Genomic DNA, 21,050 nt, shown 5'->3' on the forward strand with positions numbered 1-21,050 from the left:
TTTTGTATTATGGTTTCTTCTAAGGGCATTATCCAGCGTCGTGCACGACGTGTTCGTCGTAGAATAAAAATGGTTTCTAGTGGTCGTCCACGCCTTAGTGTTTATCGTTCGAATCAGAACATTTATGCTCAAATTATTGATGATTCGCGTGGGCATACCCTCGTTGCGGCATCCACTCTTGAGGGTGAATTAAAAAAGTCATTAAAAAATGGTAGTGATAAAGAGGCAGCTTTTGCTGTTGGTAAATTAATTGCTGAGCGTGCAAAAGAAGCCGGTGTTAATGAAGTGATTTTTGATCGTGGGGCATATGTTTATCATGGTAGAGTAAAGGCTTTGGCTGAAGCTGCTCGTGAGTGTGGTTTGAACTTCTAAAGTCTTTTATTTAGAAGCTTAAGTAAGAAGATTTTAAGGTGTTTCGTGTGAGTTCTTCTGCTATTAAAGGAGAATTTTGTTAGAGTGCTTCCGGAAAAGAAAAAGGAATGAGGAATGGCACAGAAAGAGCGTGATGAGCGTGAGAATGAATTTGTCGATAGACTTGTTCATATCAATCGTGTTGCTAAAGTTGTAAAGGGTGGTCGCCGTTTTGGTTTTGCTGCTCTTGTTGTTGTTGGAGATCAAAAAGGTCGTGTAGGTTTTGGCCATGGTAAAGCGCGTGAAGTGCCAGAGGCAGTTCGTAAGGCTACAGAAGCGGCAAGGCGTGGAATGATTTATGTCCCTCTACGGTCTGGACGGACATTACATCATGATCTTGAGGGGCGTCATGGAGCAGGTCGTGTTTTATTACGTTCAGCTTCTGCTGGTACTGGTATTATTGCTGGTGGGCCAATACGCGCTATTTTTGAAACTCTTGGTATGCAGGATGTTGTTGCAAAATCACTCGGTTCGTCGAATCCATATAACATGGTGCGTGCGACGTTTGATGCGTTGAAGAATCAAATGCATCCTAGAGACATTGCTGCCCAACGTGGTATCAAATATTCGACTTTACAAGCGCGGCGTCGTCATTTAGTTGACGGGGAAGGTTAGTTTCTGAGATTATCAGAAAAGGAATTAGGAAATGGTTCAGAAAAAATCTCAGAGTGGTAAAACTGTGACGATAGAACAAATTGGAAGCCCAATTCGGAATCCACAGATTCAGCGTGCAACCTTGAAGGGGCTCGGATTAAATAAAATGCATCGGCGGCGTGTTTTAGAAGATACCCTTTGTGTGCGGGGGATGATTGCTAAGGTTAGCCATCTTGTTCGTGTTATAGATGAAGGTTAAAGGTTGCGGGAGTATAAGATATGAGACTCAATGAGCTGCGTGATCGCGAAGGTGCAACAAGAAATCGTAAACGTGTTGGGCGTGGTGTTGGTTCTGGTACCGGCAAAACGGGTGGGCGTGGTGTAAAAGGACAAAAATCACGTTCTGGTGTTTCGCTTAATGGTTTTGAAGGTGGGCAAATGCCCATTTATCGTCGTTTACCAAAGCGTGGATTTAGAAACTTCTTTGCTAAAACGTATAATGAAGTTTCTCTAGGACGTATTCAGTTGGCAATTGATACAGGTAAGTTGGATATTGAAAAGCCTATTGATATTGTTTCTTTGAAAGAAGCTGGTATTGTTCGTCGTGTGAAGGATGGGGTACGTCTCCTTTCTGATGGTGAGTTGAGAGCAAAAGTTATCGTTCATGTTTCTGGTGCTTCTGAGGCTGCTCGTGTTAAGGTTGAAAAAGCTGGTGGGCAAGTTATTCTTCCTGAAGTTGTTCCAGTAAGCTCATTTTGATGTAAATGATATTCTAGGGAAGTTTAGGTACTTCATTGAGGGTGCCTTTTAGGAAAAATTATTTAATTTTTATATTTGTTTATGTGTGACAATATAAATTTTAAGGGTTATACTTCTGTGACTTAGAGAACTGGAGTATAAATAGGAGACGTTTTATGGCATCAGCGGCAGAGCAATTTGCTTCCAATGTGAGCTTTGGTACCTTTGCGCGTGCAACTGAATTGAAAAAGCGCATTTGGTTTACTTTAGCAGCACTTCTTGTCTATCGCTTTGGTACTTATATCTCTCTTCCTGGTGTCAATATTGATTCTTTACGGCAGACATTTGAACATCATGCATCTGGTGTTTTGGGATTGTTTAATATGTTTGCGGGAGGTGCTGTTGGGCGTATGGCAATTTTTGCATTGGGTATAATGCCTTATATATCAGCTTCCATTATTGTGCAGTTATTAACTTCAGTGATTCCTTCCTTAGAAGCTCTCAAAAAAGAGGGGGAACTTGGCCGTAAAATTATTAACCAGTATACGCGTTATGTGACGGTAATTTTAGCGATTTTGCAAGCATTTGGTATTGCTGTTGCTCTTGAAACTGGGATAGGAACAGGACTCCAAATTGTTGTCGATCCCGGTCTTATTTTTCGTATTTCTTCTGTTATTACCCTTGTTGGTGGAACAATGTTTCTCATGTGGCTTGGTGAGCAGATTACTTCACGTGGTGTTGGTAATGGGGTGTCCCTTATTATTTTTACAGGTATTGTTGCTAATCTTCCTTCCACTTTTGCCCAACTGTTGACTGCCCATAGTCAGGCTGATTTGTCAACTTTTTTGCTGATAGGAATTGTTCTTATCGCGGTTTCTGTTATTGGAGTTATTGTTTTTGTAGAGCGTGCACAACGACGGATTCTTATTCAGTACCCCAAACGTCAGGTTGGCAATCAAATTTTTCAAGGTGATATGTCGCATCTGCCTTTAAAATTGAATACCGCTGGTGTTATTCCACCCATTTTTGCTTCATCTTTATTATTGCTGCCTGCGACTATTAATAATTTTTCTGATAAAATGCCCCAATGGATGCAGGCTATTTCTTATTCTCTTAGCCATGGGCAACCACTTTATATGATTGTTTATGCATTTTTGATGGCGTTTTTTTGCTTTTTTTATACGGCGATTGTATTTAATCCAAGTGATACAGCAGACCAGTTAAAAAAACATTCTGGTTTTATTCCGGGCGTTCGTCCTGGTGAGCGTACGGCTGAATATATTGATTATGTTTTGACACGTATTACTGTTGTCGGGGCGATGTATATTATTTTGGTCTGTTTATTGCCTGAATTTATGATATCTGCGTTACAGGTTCCTTTTTATCTTGGAGGAACGTCTTTGTTGATTGTTGTTACAGTTACACTTGATACAGTTGCTCAAATTCAAGGACATCTTGTTGCTCATCAATACGAAGGTTTGATTAAAAAATCAAAACTTCGTGGAGGTAGAAGGAATCGATGAGAGTTATTCTTTTAGGACCTCCAGGGGCTGGAAAAGGTACACAAGCTAAAATGTTAACGGAGAGGTATAATATCCCTCAGTTATCAACAGGCGATATGTTGCGTGAAGTGATTGCCAAAGAGACAGAGATTGGAAAAAAAGCCAAAGCTGTTATGTGTTCTGGTGCTTTGGTTTCTGATAACATTGTTAATCAAATTGTATCAGATCGAATTGATGAAAGTGATTGTGTAAACGGTTTTGTTTTGGATGGATATCCGCGGACGGTAGGACAGGCAGAATCATTGCAAAAGATTTTGCAGTCAAAAAATATGCGGCTTGATGCTGTTATTGAGTTGAGGGTTGATGAAGATGCGCTGATTGAGAGAATGAAGAGGCGTGTTGAAGAGACAATCGCTGCTGGTGAGCAGGTTCGTTTAGATGATAATTCTGTTGCATTTGCGAAGCGGTTAGTAGAATATCGTGAAAAAACAGCTCCTCTCTCAAAATTTTATTCGGAAAGAGGGTTATTAAAGGTCATTGATGGGATGATTGGTATTGATGAAGTGTCACGTGTGATTAGAGAGTTTCTTCAATAACATTTTTTTTAGAAATAAATGAAAAGTGTTGACTTTTTTTGTAATATCTATCAAAAGAATTCCAATCTATTTCGGTAAGGTATTAAGATTCGGTGTATATTTGTGTCGGATCATGTTTTTCTGTAAAATGCATCGTGTATTTTGCGGCTAATGTCAATATAAATCAAGGAGAGTAGGCGTGGCTCGTATTGCTGGCGTCAATATCCCGACAAATAAGCGTGTTATCGTTGCGCTTCAGTATATTCATGGGATTGGACCAAAATTTGCTCAAGAAATTACTAAAAAAGTTGGTATTCCCATAGGGCGTCGTGTTCATGAACTTTCTGATGCTGAGGTATTGCAAATCCGTGAGGCGATAGATCAAGGTTATCAAGTTGAAGGTGACCTTCGGCGTGAAGTTGCTATGAATGTTAAACGTTTGATGGACCTTGGTTGTTATCGTGGTTTGCGTCATCGTCGTTCGTTGCCTGTTCGTGGACAGCGTACGCATACAAATGCGCGTACTCGTAAGGGGCCAGCTAAAGCAATCGCTGGTAAGAAAAAGTAACAGTCTTTTAGAAAAAAAGGTTTGTTTTTTAAAGTGTTTTGTTTCTTGTTTGTTCATTTTTAATGAGAACAAGGAAGGTGGAGCTGCTGGTGTTACGGCAGTGAAGAGATCGTTGAAAGGAAGATTATGGCCAAGGAAGCCACACGTGTTCGTCGTCGCGAGCGTAAAAATATTTCATCAGGTGTTGTTCATATCAACTCAACATTCAACAATACAATGATTACTATTACGGATGCGCAGGGAAATACGATTACGTGGTCGTCTGCTGGTGCTCAGGGGTTTAAGGGATCACGTAAATCTACACCCTTTGCAGCGCAAGTCGCTGCAGAAGATTGTGCTAGAAAAGCACAAGAGCATGGTATGCGTTCGTTGGAGGTTGAAGTTTGTGGTCCTGGGGCGGGTCGTGAGTCTGCTTTGCGTGCCTTGCAAGCTGTTGGTTTTGTCATTACTTCTATTCGTGATGTAACACCAATTCCTCATAATGGATGTCGTCCACGAAAAAGACGGCGTGTTTAATTGGGTATTGTTTTTTGTTGTCAGGGAATCCTCTGATGTTCACATTGGTCGTTACGATTGAATGGTAGCGGAACTAAAGAACGGGAATGAAAATATGATCCAGAAAAACTGGCAGGAACTGATTAAACCCAGTAAGGTTGAGTTTGCTGCGCATGATAATCCAAATGTTTTGAGCGTGATTGCAGAGCCTCTTGAACGTGGCTTTGGCTTAACGTTGGGGAATGCACTTCGGCGTGTGTTGTTGTCATCACTTCGCGGTGCCGCAATTACCGCTGTACAGATTGATGGTGTGCTACACGAATTTTCATCGATTCCGGGCGTTCGTGAGGATGTTACAGATATTATTCTTAATATCAAAGAGATTGCACTTCGTATGGAAGAAGAGGGGCCTAAGCGTGTCGTTGTTTGTAAAGAAGGTCCCGGTGTTGTAAAAGCTGGAGATATCAATACTGTTGGAGATATGGAGATACTGAATCCAGAGCATATTATTTGTACCCTTGATGAAGATGCTGAGATTCGTATGGAATTTATTGTTAATACAGGAAAAGGCTATGTTCCATCTGATCGCAATTGTGTTGATGATGCGCGAATAGGTCTTATTCCGGTTGATAGTCTTTATTCACCAATTCGTAAAGTCTCCTATAAAGTGGAAAATACGCGTGAAGGTCAGGTTTTGGATTATGATAAATTAACGCTTACGATTGAAACAAACGGTGCTGTAAATGGTGAGGATGCTGTTGCTTTTGCTGCACGTATTCTTCAGGATCAATTGTCGTTTTTTGTCAATTTTGAGGAGCCGCAAAAGCAAGTTGTTGAAGAGCCTGATCCAGAGCTTTCTTTTAATCCCGCGCTTCTCAAGAAAGTGGATGAATTAGAACTTTCGGTCCGATCGGCAAATTGTCTTAAGAATGATAATATTGTCTATATTGGTGATCTTATTCAAAAAACAGAAGCTGAGATGTTGCGAACGCCGAATTTTGGACGAAAGTCGTTAAATGAGATTAAAGAAGTTTTGGCATGTATGGGGTTACATCTTGGTATGGAAATTTCTGCATGGCCACCTGAAAACATTGATGATCTTGCTAAACGTTATGAAGATCAGTATTAAAATTTAGAATTTAAGGAGATAATTCATGCGCCATAGTAAGTCAGGTCGCAAATTGAACCGGACTGCCAGTCACCGTAAAGCGATGTTTGCTAATATGGCGGTTTCATTGATTGAGCATGAGCAAATTGTGACGACTCTACCAAAAGCTAGAGAAATTCGTCCTATTGTTGAGAAGCTTGTTACACTCGGTAAGCGTGGAGGGTTGCATGCACGTCGGCAAGCAATTGCAGCACTTCGTGATACGGGAAAAGTCGCAAAGCTATTTGATACGCTTGCACCGCGTTATGCATCACGTAATGGTGGGTATTTGCGTATTATGAAAGCGGGATTTCGTACCGGTGATAATGCTCCTATGGCTGTTATAGAGTTTGTTGATCGTGATATTGATGCGAAGGGTGCGGTAGACCGTGCACGTACGGAAGATGTTGTAAATGAAAAAGAAGCTTCTTCATGAAGTTAAAGTGTTTCCTTTTTATTGCGTTTTAAAGAGCCGCCTTTTCAAGGCGGTTTTTTTTATTAGTCTTTTTGAAGAATTTTTACTTAAAACTAGCTATGGTAAAAAGATTATAAAAGTTTGAATTATTTTATTTTTATAATATTTTTTGTTCAAATGGTTGTTTTTTTTCTTCATTATAAATATTAATAAAAGCTGTTCGTTTATGGAGGATGAGAGGGGCTCTTATCTTATTAATATTAAAGAATGGATGGGGTTTTTAGGAGTAGATTATGAGATATTTTCTCTTAGTAGGGCTTTTTTTTGTTATTATGACACAGATGTCCTTTCATTATGCGTGTGCTCAAATTCCGAAAACACAAGAAGAAATGACTCTTTCATTTGCTCCTCTCGTTAAAAGGACGACTCCTTCGGTTGTGAATATTTATGCAGCACGGCAAATTAGAGCGCGTTCTCCTTTTGAAGGAGATCCATTTTTTGAGCAATTTTTTGGTCGTTTCCAAAATAATCGCCCCTTACGAAGACAATCATCATTAGGATCAGGGGTGATTGTTGATCCACGTGGTTTAATTGTTACCAATTATCACGTTATTAAGGATGCAGATGAAATTAAAGTTGCTCTTTCTGATGGACGTGAATTTGAAAGTAAAGTGAAGCTAAGAGATGAGGAGACAGATATTGCTGTTCTTGAAATTGATGCAAAGGGTGCTCAGTTTCCTATTCTTCCTTTAGGAGATTCGGACGCAGTTGAGGTTGGTGATCTTGTCTTAGCGATTGGTAATCCTTTTGGAGTTGGTCAAACAGTTACAAGTGGTATTGTTTCAGCGCAGGCACGTACACGTGTTGGTATTTCTGATTTTGACTTTTTTATTCAAACAGATGCTGCCATTAATCCAGGAAATTCTGGTGGAGCTTTAATTGATATGAAGGGGCAACTCATTGGGATTAATACGGCTATTTATTCGCGCTCAGGTGGTTCCGTAGGGATTGGTTTCGCCATTCCATCAAATCTTGTAAAAGTAATGCTTGACACTGTTAAACGTGGTGGAAAATATTTTGTGCCCCCCTACATTGGTGCATCTTTTCAAAATGTTACACCCGATATTGCGAGTGGTTTAGATTTAGAAAGCCCTTATGGTGCTCTTGTTATTGAGGTTATCGAAGATAGTCCTGCTGCTAAAGCTGGTTTAAAAGTAGGCGATGTCGTTTTGCGTGTGCAAGGGATGCGTATTGATAGTCCAGATGGTCTTGGATATCGTTTGATGACAGTTGGTATTGGGCACAGCCTTGTTTTAGAATATTTACGAAATGGAAAGTTGTTAAAGACACAAATAACCGTTTCCTCTATACCGGAATCGGCATTTTTAAAATCTGAAAAAATCATTGGTGAGGGGCCTCTTGCTGGTGCTGAGGTTTTGAATTTAACACCGCAAAATAGTCGACGTTTTCATCTCCCAATATCTGCAAGGGGTGTTGTGATTACCAATCTTGATGAAATGAGCAATGCTGCGGGGATTTTTCGTCCCGGAGATATTTTGCGTGTTGTTAATGGCCATAAAATTCAGACAGTGAGTCAGTTAAAAAAGATTCTATTGCAAGGTCGCCCGCGTGTTTGGCAATTAGAATATGAACGTGATGGCATGTATATTCGCCAATTTATTCGTTGAGGTTTTTTTTGAATAAAGATTTTTTTACTTCGTTTTTTGATCTTCATATTAATAAAAATCGGCCGCTTGCAGAGAAAATGCGTCCTTGTTCTCTCAGTGATGTGATGGGACAAGATCATTTAGTTGGAGAGGAAGGCATACTTTCACGCATGATAGCTGCAGGCTCCATTGGTTCAATGATTTTCTGGGGGCCTCCAGGAACAGGAAAAACAACGGTTGCGCGCTTGATAGCAGCTGAAACAGATTTTGCTTTTGAGCAAGTTTCTGCTATTTTTACTGGTATTTCTGAACTCAAAAAAATTTTTGAAGGTGCTCAGAGTCGTTTTATGTCTGGGTATCGAACACTTTTATTCGTTGATGAAATTCATCGATTTAATCGTGCACAGCAGGATAGTTTTCTTCCTGTTATGGAGGATGGAACTCTTATTCTTGTTGGAGCAACAACGGAAAATCCTTCCTTTGAACTTAATGCGGCCCTTCTTTCTCGTGCCCGTGTTTTAACATTTCTTCCACATAATGATGAAAGTTTGCGCATGCTTTTGAAGCGTGCTGAAGAAGTGCAAGGAAAATTTCTTCCTTTAGATGATGATGCGAGAGATGTTTTAATTGGGATGTCTGATGGTGATGCGCGAGCAGCTTTAGCATTAGCAGAGGACGTTTGGTGTCATGCCCAACCAGGAGAGATCTTTGATGCTGTCTCTTTGCAAAAAATAATTCAACGTCGTGCTCCCATTTATGATAAAGGAAGAGAGGGACATTATAATCTTATTTCAGCGTTGCATAAATCTGTTCGTGGATCTGATCCTGATGCTGCGCTTTATTATTTGGCACGTATGTTTGATGCTGGAGAAGATCCTCTTTATATTGGACGAAGATTGGTTCGTATGGCTGTTGAAGATGTTGGTTTGGCAGATCCGCAAGCTCTTGTTATTTGTAATGCAGCAAAGGATGCTTATAATTATTTAGGATCACCAGAAGGAGAATTGGCTTTGGCGCAGGCATGTCTTTATGTTGCGACGGCACCAAAATCAAATGCAACATATCTCGCCTATAAGGCTGCTATGTCTTGTGCACGCAAAAATGGTTCTTTGCCTCCTCCTCAGCATATCCTGAATGCGCCTACAAAATTTATGAAGGAAGAAGGGTATGGAGATGGTTATCGTTATGACCATGATGAGCCAAATGCTTTTTCAGGACAGGAATATTTTCCTGAAAAACTTGGGCGCCAGATCTATTATCAACCACGAGAGCGTGGTTTCGAGCGCGAGATTATGAAGCGTCTTGCGTGGTGGAAGCAATTGCGTAAAAAACGGGCCAATCAAAAATGAAATTTTTATTAAGACAACATTTTTTGTTGGCTTTAAGCTTATTTTACATCAATTATGTGATTTATCATCCTCTATTAATGGGTCTCAATCATGTCGTAAACGATTGTTATTGCTGCAAGATGCGAGGCTCTTTTGTCTTAAAATTGAGATATGCTTAAAACGTAAATTAAAAATATTGATTTCGCTTTAATTCTCTGGTTATTTTATCTTTATGGTTTCAGTTGTATATTATATCGTGCCGTTTTGATTGGTGATTGATTTTTTATCAATCGTAAGAAATTGATTAAAAGCGAGAGTTTTTTCAGTGTGTCCTAAGAAGTATGAGTGGGGCTGTATCTTGAGGTTTGTGTTGAAATTTACATTGTTTCTTTTCTAGAGGAGAGCTATAACTGTACTCGGTTTTTCCTTTATAGAGGGATGTTTTGAGGAGTATATTAGTGCTATAAGAGAAGGCGTATTGCTTCTTTATTTTAGAGTAACGGTGTATTTAAGATGCAATATGAGGAAAAGAATGGAAATAGTTTGTGAAAATCTAAACTCAAGACTTTAGTTAAGCTAAAATAACAGTGTACAACTCGGTATTGGATTATTGTGAATCGATCAAGGATATTATCGTGGATAAAGCAAAGGCTCTCGATGCAGCTCTCTCTCAAATTGAACGTTCTTTCGGTAAAGGCTCTATTATGCGTCTTGGGCAAAAAGAGCAAGTCGTTGAAATTGAGACGATTCCAACGGGTTCACTCTCTTTAGATATTGCTTTGGGGGTTGGTGGATTGCCTAAGGGGCGTATTGTTGAGATTTATGGACCAGAAAGTTCTGGAAAAACAACATTAGCCCTTCATGCTATTGCTGAGGCACAAAAAATTGGTGGAGTTTGTGCTTTTATTGATGCCGAGCATGCTCTTGATCCTATTTATGCGCGTAAGCTTGGTGTTGATTTAGAGAATTTGTTTATCTCTCAGCCGGATACTGGTGAGCAGGCATTGGAAATTACAGAAACATTGGTTCGTTCTGGTGCTGTTGATGTGCTTGTTGTTGATTCCGTAGCTGCTTTGACACCGCGCGCGGAAATTGATGGTGAAATGGGTGATGCTTTACCTGGATTGCAGGCACGGTTAATGAGTAAAGCATTGCGAAAATTAACAGCAGCAATTTTTCGCTCTAACTGTATGGTTGTCTTTATTAATCAAATTCGCATGAAAATCGGTGTGATGTTTGGTTCTCCTGAAACGACAACAGGCGGAAACGCTTTAAAGTTTTATGCTTCTGTTCGTTTAGATATTCGTCGCATTGGATCTATTAAAGATAGGGATGCAATCGTTGGTAATCAGACGCGTGTTAAAGTGGTGAAGAATAAACTAGCACCTCCATTTAAACAGGTTGAGTTTGACATCATTTATGGTGAAGGCATTTCCAAAGTAGGTGAATTGATCGATTTGGGTGTTAAAGTTGGCATTGTGGAAAAATCTGGAGCATGGTTTTCTTATAATTCTCAGCGTTTAGGACAGGGGCGTGAGAATGCAAAGCAGTTTTTGCGTGAACATGCGGAAGTAGCTACAGAGATTGAAGCCGCTTTGCGGCAAAATGCTGGTTTGATTGCAATTGAGTTGCTAGAGAATGCGGGGTCAGAAAATACAGAAGGTGATGAAACGATATGATCGAGTGTTTTTGCCACAGCAATTCATTCATGTGAGATCGTTCTGTTTTTATTTAAAAATTTGAAGTATTGAAATCGTTTATTTTTCGATTTTTTTTGAAAAAAATTCTACTTTTTGATTAAATTGATTCTATGCATTTAGCAAAGAGGATGTTTAATGGGAGAAATTTTTTTATGATTTTGCGCTGTATTCTACAGGTATTAATATGAATAGTGTCAATAATATTCGTTCAACTTTTCTCGATTATTTTCGTATTAATGGACATACAATTCTTCCTTCTAGCCCACTTGTTCCACGGAATGATCCAACACTTATGTTTACAAATGCAGGAATGGTGCCGTTTAAAAATGTTTTTACTGGGCTTGAACAGCGTTCTTATAAAAAAGCCGCAACGGCACAAAAATGTGTCCGAGCGGGTGGAAAACATAATGACCTCGATAATGTTGGCTATACGGCGCGCCATCATACTTTTTTTGAAATGTTAGGAAATTTTTCTTTTGGTGATTATTTTAAAGAAGAAGCCATTTTTTTTGCGTGGCATCTTTTAACAAAAGAATTTTGTCTGCCAAAAGAGAAATTATTGGTAACAGTTTATCACAGTGATGATGTTGCTGCTGAATTGTGGCGTAAAATTTCAGGTCTTCCAGATGAAAAAATTATTCGTATTGCAACGGCTGATAATTTTTGGGCAATGGGGGATGTTGGTCCTTGCGGTCCTTGTTCAGAGATTTTTTATGATCATGGTGATAAAATCTGGGGTGGACCTCCTGGAAGTCTGGAAGAAAATGGTGATCGCTTTATTGAGATTTGGAATCTCGTCTTTATGCAGTATGAGCAGGCAAACAAGGAAGAACGTGTTGAATTGCCTCGTCTTTCTATTGATACGGGCATGGGATTAGAGCGCATTGCTGCTGTTTTACAGGGTGTTCATGATAATTATGATATTGATCTTTTTCGTGCATTAATCAGTGCATCTCAAGAAATAACCGGGATTGAGGCAACGGGTGATTTTGTTGCAAGCCATCGTGTGATCGCTGATCATCTTCGCTCGTCAGCATTTTTGATTGCTGATGGTGTTCTTCCTTCTAATGAGGGGCGAGGGTATGTTTTACGTCGTATTATGCGTCGTGCTATGCGTCATGCACATCTTCTTGGTGCTCAAAAACCATTGATTTATCGTCTTTTACCTGCTTTAATTCGTGAAATGGGACAAGCCTATCCTCAATTGGTTCAGGCTGAATCTTTGATTTCAGAAACTTTAAAGTTAGAAGAAACGCGGTTTCGTAAAACTCTTGAACGAGGGCTCGGTTTGTTGAATGAAGCAAGTAGCAATCTCGAAGAAGGGGACCATTTTAATGGTGAGGTTGCCTTCAAGCTTTATGACACCTATGGTTTTCCGCTTGATTTAACGCAAGATGTTTTGCGACGTCGTGGAATATCTGTTGATGTTAAGACTTTTGATAAAGCGATGGAACGTCAGAAAGCAGAGGCACGTGCCCATTGGTCTGGTTCTGGAGAGGCTGTAACAGAAAAGATCTGGTTTTCTGTTTATGATAAAGTAGGCGCTACGGAATTTTTAGGTTATGAGACAGAAAAAGCTGAAGGGATTCTTACTGCTCTTATTTGTGAGGGGAAAATTGTTGATCATGTTTTTTTAGGGCAGAAAGCCATTCTTGTCGCCAATCAAACACCTTTTTATGGTGAATCTGGTGGGCAGATTGGTGACAGTGGTGTTATTTCTGGTGACAACTTTGTTTTTGAGGTGCATGATACTCAGAAAAAAGGTGGTGGTATTTTTATTCATATTGGAGAGGTGAAATCTGGTCAAGCAAAGACGTCTGATTGTGTAGAATTAGCCGTTGATGTTGTTCGTCGTAAGAAAATTCGTGCAAATCATTCCGCGACCCATTTATTACACGAGGCTTTGCGTCAAACATTGGGATCACATGTTACACAAAGGGGGTCTCTTGTCTTACCCGATCGATTGCGTTTTGATTTTTCCCATCCAAAATCTGTTTCTTCAGAGGAATTGAAGAAAATAGAAGATTTAGCAAATGATATTGTTTTACAAAATAGTGAGGTAACAACACGCCTTATGCTCGTTGATGATGCCATTTCTGAAGGAGCAATGGCGTTGTTTGGTGAAAAATATGGTGATGAAGTACGTGTTGTTTCTATGGGTACCAAGCTTGAACAGGAAGGATTAAAAAAATACTGGTCAATTGAGCTTTGTGGGGGTACACATGTGAAAAGAACAGGGGATATTGGTTTAATTCATATTGTTTCTGAAAGTTCTGTGGCAGCTGGAGTTCGTCGTATCGAAGCTTTAACAGGCATAGCTGCTCGCCTTTATCTTAATCGCCAAGATGAGCGTATGCATGGGATTGCTCGTCTTTTAAAAACTTCTCCTCCTGATGTAGAAGAACGGATGCAGATTTTGCTTGATGATCATCGTAAACTTGAAAAAGAGTTGAATGATGTACGCAAGAAGATGCTGCTGAGCGGTGAGATGATAGAAAATGATCCAGAAGATGTTATCATCATCAAAGGTGTTTCTTTTATGGGACAGGTTGTAAAAAATATTTTACCGCGGGATCTTAAAGCGTTAGTGGATTCTGGAAAGAAGAAAATTGGATCTGGAGTTGTTGCTTTTATTGGCGTTTCAGAGGATGGTAAGGGAAGTGCTGCTGTTGGTGTTACTGATGATTTGACTGATACACTGAATGCTGTTGATTTGGTGCGCATTGTTTCAGGTGTTCTTGGTGGTAAAGGTGGGGGCGGTCGTCCTGATATGGCGCAGGCTGGTGGTCCTGAAGGGGATAAGGTTGGTGATGCACTTGCGGCATTGAAAGCTGCTCTTGAGAGATAATTCTGATTGATTATCGGTATTGCTGAGCTTCGAGATCTTTTTAAAAAAGGAATTTTTTCGTTTTGGTCTATTTTTTTCTTAAAGGTGAAAGGGCTTCCTCTATGAAGCTATTGCTTTATGTAAGGAGAGCACATTTTTATCATCTTCTATGATTGATTGATTAAATGCTAAGCCTCCGGTTTTTAAGAGTTTATAAAAACGACCCCTTTTATCGATCAATTCTTGAAAGCTTCCTTTTTCAATTAAGTGACCATGTTCTAAAAATAGCACAACATCAGCATCGCGTATTGTTGAAAGGCGATGTGCTATAATAAAAGTGGTTCGGTTACGGCTTATGCAATCAAGAGCTTCTTTTACATGTGCTTCTGTTTCAATATCAAGAGCACTTGTTGCTTCATCTAAAATAAGAATGGGGGCATTTTTTAAAACAGCACGTGCAATTGCTAATCGTTGTTTTTCTCCACCCGATAATTGAGAACCTTGCTCACCAACCATTGTATCGTAACGATCATTTTTTTTCAAAATAAAATCGTGAGCGGCTGCTATTTTTGCGGCTTCATAAAGTTCTTCATCTGTTGCTGTTGTTCTTCCTATTGAGATATTGTCATAAATACTGCGGTTGAAAAGGCCTGCGTCTTGAAACACTGTTGCTAAAGATTTGCGTAAAGATTCACGGTTAACAGAGCGTATATTGATGCCGTCAATGGAGATATGTCCAAATGTGGGGTCGTATACACGTTGTAATAAATTGATTAATGTCGTTTTTCCAGCGCCCGTTGGTCCTACAATTGCAATAGTTTGACCTGTTTTAACTTCAAAGGAAATGTTAAAAACACCTTGAGAAGAATTAGGAAATTTGTAAGTAACATGGTGGAATTGTATTTCACCTTTAACCTTTTGAAGGGAAGGTAAATTTTCAGGTTCGTTGATATGAAAGGTTGAGTCCTCCATGGCAAAAAATTCTTGTAGTTTTGCTTGTGAGGATACAATCAAATGAATAAAACCGCTTATTTGATCCAGGCGACTAATCATGAGTTGTGCAAATCCAACAAAGGCAACAATTTCTCCTACACGTAATTGCTCCTTTGCTACAAAAAAAGCGCCAAGAAGAAGAATACAAACTATTGAAATTGTTGAAGTCATTCGATTTAAACCACTGGCAACAGCCCACCAATTGAGAACAGGGTTTTGTGCTTTCAAAAGATCGTTTGTATGCTGATGTAATGCTAAGGTTTCTTCTTTGATTTGATGATAGCTTTGTACAATGGAAACGTTGGAGATTGAATCACTGATATGTTTAAAAACATTATGATGATAGCATTCTACAGCAGTTTGTCCGTTTTTTGTTTTGTGCATGACCAAACGTGCAATTAATATATAGATGATGGCAAGCACAACGAGAACTGTTGAGAGGCGCCAATTCATATTAAAAGCTATGGGAATGAGAACAAATAATGCGACAAGAGTTGAAAGATGTTGACGCATAAAATCAAGCCATATGGTTGACATGGAGTCTACAGCGCGCAAAAGTATGTGAAGGGTATTAGACGTTCCACGCTGTTGATGCCAAATTAAAGGCATAGAGATGATACGCTCAAAAGATTCATTTAGAACAGCTAAGCGGCGCCTATGTGCTAAGCGATCAGCGCTGCGTGCAATAAGAACATAAGCAATAATATGAGAAATACCAAAACATATCCAAATTGTAAGAGTAGGGATAATAGCTGTTTTTTCTGCAATAGAATCAATGACGCGTCCAAATAAAATGGGTTCTGCAATAGTAATAATAGCCAACATAACATTAGTCGTACAGATTAAAACAGAAGTCTTTTTTTCTCTGTTTAGATAGTTAAGAACACGTGCATATGTTTTGAATAAGGACACAGGTGATTATCTCCACTCGCTATGCAAGTTTATCTTATTGATTCTTGTAATTGCTAAATTTTGAGCTAATAAAATTTGAACAGTAAGAAAATGCAATTTTAAATACGGATTGTAATATGATGTGATAAAGCCAATTGTATGGGAGAGAGATTTTTGTATTTTTAAACAGATGAGCAAGAATTGATCAATAAAATTATATCAGCGAGGAAGTCTTTATGGCAGGCATCGAAATAAAAAAGGTTGAGATAGATGAAAACGGAATGCGCGTAGACCGTTGGTTTAAAGTACATTATCCAGGCCTTGGATTTGGTTATTTACAAAAATTGCTGCGTTCTGGTCAAATACGGGTTGATGGTGGGCGTGTAAAAGCCGATACGCGTCTTGTTATGAGACAGTCTGTTCGTGTACCCCCTCTCCTTATTGATAAAAAGGAGAATTTTCTTGTAACGAATAAAACACTTCGTGAACAGAATGATGAAATTATTTTGAAAAAAATGTTGCTCTATGAGGATCCAAAAGTTTTTGTTTTGAACAAGCCGGCTGGATTAGCTGTACAAGGTGGTTCTGGCTTGATGCGCCATGTTGACAGTATGCTTGAGGTATGGCGCAATAAAAAAGGTGAAAAACCGCGATTGGTTCATCGGCTTGATCGTGAAACATCTGGTGTGCTTGTTGTTGCTCGATCAAGAGGGGCGGCACAGGCTTTAACAGCTGCTTTTAGAACACGAGAAACAAAAAAGACTTACTGGGCATTGGTTCGGGGAGTGCCTAAAAAAAAGCAGGATAAAATTTCAACATGGATGGTTAAAGATATCACGACACAAGGTGATAAAATGCGTGTTTGTGAACATGGGGAGCCTGATGCCGACCATGCAGTTTCCTACTATCGCGTTTTAGATGCTAGGGGGCGGGCTCTTTCGTGGCTTGAAATGGAACCCTATACGGGAAGAACACATCAGTTACGTGTGCACGCTGCTCATATAGATCACCCTATCATTGGTGATTCAAAATATTTTTTTTCTGATAGTAATTGGACGTTACCAGGAGGGATGCAAAACCGCCTTCACCTTCATGCGCGTCGTATTCGTATTCCTCATCCTTCAGGAGGGCTATTGGATGTTGTCGCACCTTTACCTCCTCATATGGTGCAAAGCTTTAATCTTTTGGCTTTTAATGAAAGTGATGGAGATACACAAACAGAATAAGAGAAAAATTTTTACGGTTTGTTCTTTTTAATTTATCAAAAATTCAGGTGATTTCGTAAAATATAGTTGTAATGCAATTTTTGGTAAGTTTCGCGCCGTTAAAGAATTATTCTATTATGCCGTAAAACATTTTTGTTTAGGGTGATGATATCAGGCAGGGGAATTTTTATGCAAGGGGGATTGATAACATTAGACGAATGCGTGGGATACCTTTACCTTTGTTCAAGCAAGGTGGGTGGTGAGAAAATTGCACTTTTCTAGGGTCTTTTTGATAATGAGTGTTTTCTTCTCTAACAATTCTGCTAAAAATGTTTTTAGAGCTGTTAATAGGTGTATATATCACTATGTGTAGATGGGTTATAGCGAGGCAATGAACATATTCACCATCATGTTCAACATATTCAAGTTTTCAATCAAGACAAATACTTTTAAAAAGGGCTCTAACTATTTGTTGCTGAATATAAAAAAGCATTCGCTATTGCTTTGTTTGTAAAATAGATATGAAATATAAATTAGAGTGATGCTGGTAATATTTTTTCTTCTTTAGGGCTGGGCATGTTAAATGAAAGCATTCTTGTGATACATAAAAATGAGAAAAACAGTAAATCTATTAAAAGGATCAGAGGTAAACAATATGCGTGAAATTTTGAACCATTTTGATATGCCATTGAATAAAAATCATTCTGTTCAGAAGAGTCAAAAACTTTCATGCTCGCCACTCCCAAAACGATTTTATAGGCAAGTGAACACTTCGTGTGAAGAAGGAGGCTTTGCTATCTTGTTGGATGGATGCCTCGTTAAAACACCAGCGAAGTGCTCTTTTCTCGTACCAACAGAAGCTTTTGCTCTGTTAGTAGCAGAGGAATTTGAAAACCAAAAGCAAATTATTGATCCAGCAAAAATGCCAATGACGCGCCTTGTTAACACTGTTATTGATGGCATAGCGGGTGATATGCAAGTTGTTTTTGAAGATTTATTACGTTTTGTTGCCTGCGATATGATCTTTTATCGTGCACAAACACCAAAAGAGCTAGCACAGCGGCAATATGAACAGTGGGATCCTTTATTGGATTGGGCAGAAGAAAAACTTGGTGCTCGGTTTCATTTGACAGAAGGGATTATGCATGTTGAACAATCACGAGAGGCTATTCAAGCGGTTAGTAATTACCTTCGTAAATTTGATTCTCCTTATATGCTTGCAGCACTTCATATGCTGACAACCTTGACAGGATCAGCTCTTATTGCTTTTGCGGTTATGGAGAGAAAAGTTGATGCAGATCATGCTTGGAATATCGCTCATTTAGATGAAGATTGGATGATAGAACAATGGGGCGTTGATGAAGAAGCAATGGCGCGCCGCACTAGCAAGAAAGCTGAATTTGATGCTGCTTTCAAAGTCATAACAACTTGTTTATAAGAAAAAATCTCTTTTATTTATGCACGTTATTTTTTTTACTCAGTGTATTTTGTGATTTTTTGCGGATTAACTTTTATTTTTTCCAATCCAGGAAGTGATTCACTGGTGATATTTAAGATTGCTTCATCATTTCCACGAATAAAATACCAATGGTTGTTGTCAAGAAGTGCAATAACCTCCGTTTGAATAGAGCATTTTTTTCCAGAATTTGTTGTGGTAATAAACTCTACAGGTATAACAAAATACGGAATACCATTATCAAGTTTGCCTTCACGCTTTCGTTTTTGGTCAATGTGAATACTCTCAATTTTATAATTTTTCGCTAATCGCTCTATTTGGCTTTTCATGATCTGTTGGAATTGTGATTTGCTGAAATTTTTCTTAGCCGTTAAATTATTGATGATTTGGGGAGGAATAGCGCTTAAGATGGCATTCGCATCAGCATTTTGAATTGCTTTGCTGTAAGCAGATGCTGCTTTTTCAAGGTCTATAAGTCTTTGATTGGTAATTGTAGAGGCTTGAGTTGTTGATATCATAAAGGCAATGCATAAAAAAATGGGAAATAGGGAACAGATTCGTAGCATTAGAAACCTTATTAATTGATTTGGATAAATTCAGTTGTACTTATACAACAAAAGCACATAAGCAAAAAGCTCGTTATGCTTTTCGATGAGGAGAATATCCACAAAAATGGAGGATGAAACCTCCATTTTAAATCAAAAGAATAACCGATTATTCTTTAAACAGAATAATACATATCAAATTCGACAGGATGAGGCGTTGTTTCATAACGTAAAACTTCTTGCATTTTTATTTGAATGAAAGAATTAATTTGATCATCGTCAAAGACATCACCCGCTTTCAAAAAGCTACGGTCTTTATCAAGTGCTTCAAGTGCGTCACGCAAACTCCCTGAGACTGTAGGAATTTCTTTAAGCTCTTTTAAGGGAAGATCGTAAAGATCCTTATCCATAGCCTGTCCAGGGTGAATTTTATTTTTGATTCCATCAAGACCAGCCATTAAGAGTGCTGCAAATGCTAAATAGGGATTTGCTGTTGGATCTGGAAAACGCACTTCTACGCGTTTTGAATTTGGCGAAGAACTCATTGGAATCCGACAAGATGCGGAACGATTGCGTGCGGAATAAGCAAGAAGAACAGGCGCTTCATAACCAGGCACTAAACGCTTATAGGAGTTTGTCGATGGATTGGTAAAAGCGTTAATTGCTTTGGCGTGCTTAATGACGCCACCTATAAAAAATAAGCAGGTCTCTGATAGTCCAGCATATTCATTGCCTGCGAAAATTGGTTTGCCATCTTTCCAAATAGACATGTGAACATGCATGCCTGAACCATTATCACCAAAGATCGGTTTTGGCATGAAAGTTGCTGTTTTTCCATAGCTATTTGCTATTTGATGGACAACATATTTAAAAATTTGCATCTTGTCAGCTTCACGAACGAGCGTGTCAAAGCGAATACCCAATTCATGTTGCCCTGCTGCTACTTCGTGATGATGCTTTTCTACGCGAACGCCCATATCTTTGAGTGCTGTGAGCATTTCAGAGCGCATATCTTGGCAAGAATCGAGCGGGGGAACAGGAAGATAACCGCCTTTCATTCGTGGGCGATGACCAAGATTGCCCATTTCATATTCTGTATCATCATTGGATGGAAGTTCACTGGAATCAAGTTTAAATCCCGTATTATAAGGATCTGTCTTATAACGTACGTCATCAAAGATAAAAAATTCCGCTTCTGGACCGATATTGATTGTATCACCAATTCCTAAAGATTTCATATAGACTTCAGCTCTCTTGGCGATAGAACGAGGATCTCTGCGATAAAATTCTCCAGAAACAGGATCGAGCACATCACAAAAGAGGACTAAAGTGGATTGTGCAAAAAAGGATCAATATGCGCTGTGTCTGGATCTGGCATTAAGACCATGTCAGATTCATTAATTGTTTTCCATCCGGAAATGGAAGAACCGTCAAACATAACACCATCACTCAATGTATCTTCATTGATTTCTGCGATATCCATTGTGATATGATGCAACTTTCCTCGAGGATCGGTAAAACGTAAATCAACAAAACGGATTTCGTTATCTGCAATCTGTTTGATAATGTCTGATGCGGTTGTCATATTCAATTTCCTTATGTGGGATTGAGGGGATAAAAAAGGTGCTTTTGTTATTATTTATTAAAGGGCATCTATTCCAGTTTCGTCAGTACCTATACGAATGGCATCATCGATGGAAAAGACAAAAATTTTCCCATCTCCTATATGTTTTGTTTGAGCTGCTTTACGTATTGTGTCAACGGTTTGTTCTAATTTTTCATCGGCAACAACAATTTCAATTTTTACTTTAGGTAGAAAATCAACAACATATTGAGCACCGCGATAAAGTTCTGTATGTTCTTTTTGACGGCCAAAACCTTTGGCTTCTGTTACTGTAATACCATGTAGTCCAATTTTTTGAAGCGCTTCTTTCACTTCATCAAGTTTGAAAGGTTTTATAATGGCTTCAATCTTTTTCATGCTGAAATTATC

General features: G+C 39.0%; 19 protein-coding genes and 1 pseudogene. 16 read left to right on the forward strand and 4 right to left on the reverse strand.

The window, feature by feature from the left end:
• Nucleotides 1-9: 9 nt before the first annotated feature.
• The 14 genes from rplR to alaS all read left to right on the forward strand — a co-directional run bounded on the left by rplR (nt 10) and on the right by alaS (nt 13,988).
• Complete coding sequence (gene rplR / locus NMK50_RS02945) at nt 10-372, forward strand: 50S ribosomal protein L18 (protein ID WP_256481488.1); 363 nt, start codon at nt 10-12, stop codon at nt 370-372.
• Nucleotides 373-486: 114 nt separating this feature from the next.
• Entirely contained in the window at nt 487-1,026 is a 540-nt protein-coding gene (rpsE, locus tag NMK50_RS02950) for a 30S ribosomal protein S5 (RefSeq protein ID WP_254770813.1), read from the forward strand.
• A 31-nt stretch (nt 1,027-1,057) separates the two neighbouring features.
• Complete coding sequence (rpmD, locus tag NMK50_RS02955; protein WP_254770814.1) at nt 1,058-1,264, forward strand: 50S ribosomal protein L30; 207 nt, start codon at nt 1,058-1,060, stop codon at nt 1,262-1,264.
• 20 nt (nt 1,265-1,284) lie between these two features.
• Nucleotides 1,285-1,764: a 50S ribosomal protein L15 gene (rplO, locus tag NMK50_RS02960; protein ID WP_254770815.1), complete on the forward strand. Its 480-nt coding sequence runs from the start codon at nt 1,285-1,287 to the stop codon at nt 1,762-1,764.
• 155 nt (nt 1,765-1,919) lie between these two features.
• Entirely contained in the window at nt 1,920-3,266 is a 1,347-nt protein-coding gene (gene secY, locus NMK50_RS02965; protein WP_254770816.1) for a preprotein translocase subunit SecY, read from the forward strand.
• Complete coding sequence (locus NMK50_RS02970) at nt 3,263-3,841, forward strand: adenylate kinase (RefSeq protein ID WP_254770817.1); 579 nt, start codon at nt 3,263-3,265, stop codon at nt 3,839-3,841. The genes secY and NMK50_RS02970 overlap by 4 nt, the downstream gene beginning before the upstream one ends.
• Before the next feature lie 178 nt (nt 3,842-4,019).
• Nucleotides 4,020-4,388 carry a 30S ribosomal protein S13 gene (rpsM, locus tag NMK50_RS02975; protein WP_241438666.1) on the forward strand — a complete coding sequence of 123 codons (369 nt, stop codon included), beginning with the start codon at nt 4,020-4,022 and terminating at the stop codon, nt 4,386-4,388.
• A gap of 126 nt (nt 4,389-4,514) precedes the next feature.
• Complete coding sequence (gene rpsK / locus NMK50_RS02980; RefSeq protein ID WP_254770818.1) at nt 4,515-4,904, forward strand: 30S ribosomal protein S11; 390 nt, start codon at nt 4,515-4,517, stop codon at nt 4,902-4,904.
• A gap of 94 nt (nt 4,905-4,998) precedes the next feature.
• Nucleotides 4,999-6,012: a DNA-directed RNA polymerase subunit alpha gene (locus tag NMK50_RS02985; protein ID WP_254770819.1), complete on the forward strand. Its 1,014-nt coding sequence runs from the start codon at nt 4,999-5,001 to the stop codon at nt 6,010-6,012.
• Nucleotides 6,013-6,037: 25 nt separating this feature from the next.
• Nucleotides 6,038-6,466 (forward strand): 50S ribosomal protein L17, encoded by a 429-nt coding sequence (gene rplQ, locus NMK50_RS02990; protein ID WP_254770820.1) that lies wholly within the window; start codon nt 6,038-6,040, stop codon nt 6,464-6,466.
• 272 nt (nt 6,467-6,738) lie between these two features.
• Entirely contained in the window at nt 6,739-8,133 is a 1,395-nt protein-coding gene (locus tag NMK50_RS02995) for a DegQ family serine endoprotease (RefSeq protein ID WP_254770821.1), read from the forward strand.
• Between the two features lie 8 nt (nt 8,134-8,141).
• Nucleotides 8,142-9,461 (forward strand): replication-associated recombination protein A, encoded by a 1,320-nt coding sequence (locus NMK50_RS03000; protein WP_254770822.1) that lies wholly within the window; start codon nt 8,142-8,144, stop codon nt 9,459-9,461.
• A 614-nt stretch (nt 9,462-10,075) separates the two neighbouring features.
• The gene (gene recA, locus NMK50_RS03005) at nt 10,076-11,119 is read left to right on the forward strand and encodes a recombinase RecA (protein ID WP_241438672.1); all 1,044 of its coding nucleotides are present in this window, start codon (nt 10,076-10,078) and stop codon (nt 11,117-11,119) included.
• 205 nt (nt 11,120-11,324) lie between these two features.
• Nucleotides 11,325-13,988 (forward strand): alanine--tRNA ligase, encoded by a 2,664-nt coding sequence (gene alaS, locus NMK50_RS03010; protein ID WP_254770823.1) that lies wholly within the window; start codon nt 11,325-11,327, stop codon nt 13,986-13,988.
• Nucleotides 13,989-14,087: 99 nt separating this feature from the next.
• Here alaS and NMK50_RS03015 read toward each other — a convergent pair whose 3' ends face one another.
• Complete coding sequence (locus NMK50_RS03015; RefSeq protein WP_254770824.1) at nt 14,088-15,872, reverse strand: glucan ABC transporter ATP-binding protein/ permease; 1,785 nt, start codon at nt 15,870-15,872, stop codon at nt 14,088-14,090.
• Between the two features lie 215 nt (nt 15,873-16,087).
• Here NMK50_RS03015 and NMK50_RS03020 point away from each other — a divergent pair, with 215 nt between their 5' ends.
• Together NMK50_RS03020 and NMK50_RS03025 are read left to right on the forward strand one after the other, a co-directional pair.
• Nucleotides 16,088-17,077 (forward strand): RluA family pseudouridine synthase, encoded by a 990-nt coding sequence (locus tag NMK50_RS03020; protein ID WP_254770825.1) that lies wholly within the window; start codon nt 16,088-16,090, stop codon nt 17,075-17,077.
• A gap of 634 nt (nt 17,078-17,711) precedes the next feature.
• On the forward strand, nt 17,712-18,494 hold the full coding sequence (locus NMK50_RS03025) for an ATP12 family chaperone protein (RefSeq protein WP_254770826.1): 783 nt from the start codon (nt 17,712-17,714) through the stop codon (nt 18,492-18,494).
• A 35-nt stretch (nt 18,495-18,529) separates the two neighbouring features.
• Here NMK50_RS03025 and NMK50_RS03030 read toward each other — a convergent pair whose 3' ends face one another.
• The 3 genes and pseudogenes from NMK50_RS03030 to NMK50_RS03040 form a co-directional block, all read right to left on the reverse strand.
• Nucleotides 18,530-19,078: a hypothetical protein gene (locus tag NMK50_RS03030; protein ID WP_254770827.1), complete on the reverse strand. Its 549-nt coding sequence runs from the start codon at nt 19,076-19,078 to the stop codon at nt 18,530-18,532.
• A 155-nt stretch (nt 19,079-19,233) separates the two neighbouring features.
• Nucleotides 19,234-20,642 (reverse strand): annotated as a pseudogene (gene glnA, locus NMK50_RS03035) (type I glutamate--ammonia ligase).
• Between the two features lie 57 nt (nt 20,643-20,699).
• Nucleotides 20,700-21,038 (reverse strand): P-II family nitrogen regulator, encoded by a 339-nt coding sequence (locus tag NMK50_RS03040; protein WP_254770828.1) that lies wholly within the window; start codon nt 21,036-21,038, stop codon nt 20,700-20,702.
• Nucleotides 21,039-21,050 lie beyond the last annotated feature (12 nt).

The sequence above is a fragment of the Bartonella harrusi genome, assembly GCF_024297065.1.
Lineage (GTDB): Bacteria > Pseudomonadota > Alphaproteobacteria > Rhizobiales > Rhizobiaceae > Bartonella > Bartonella harrusi.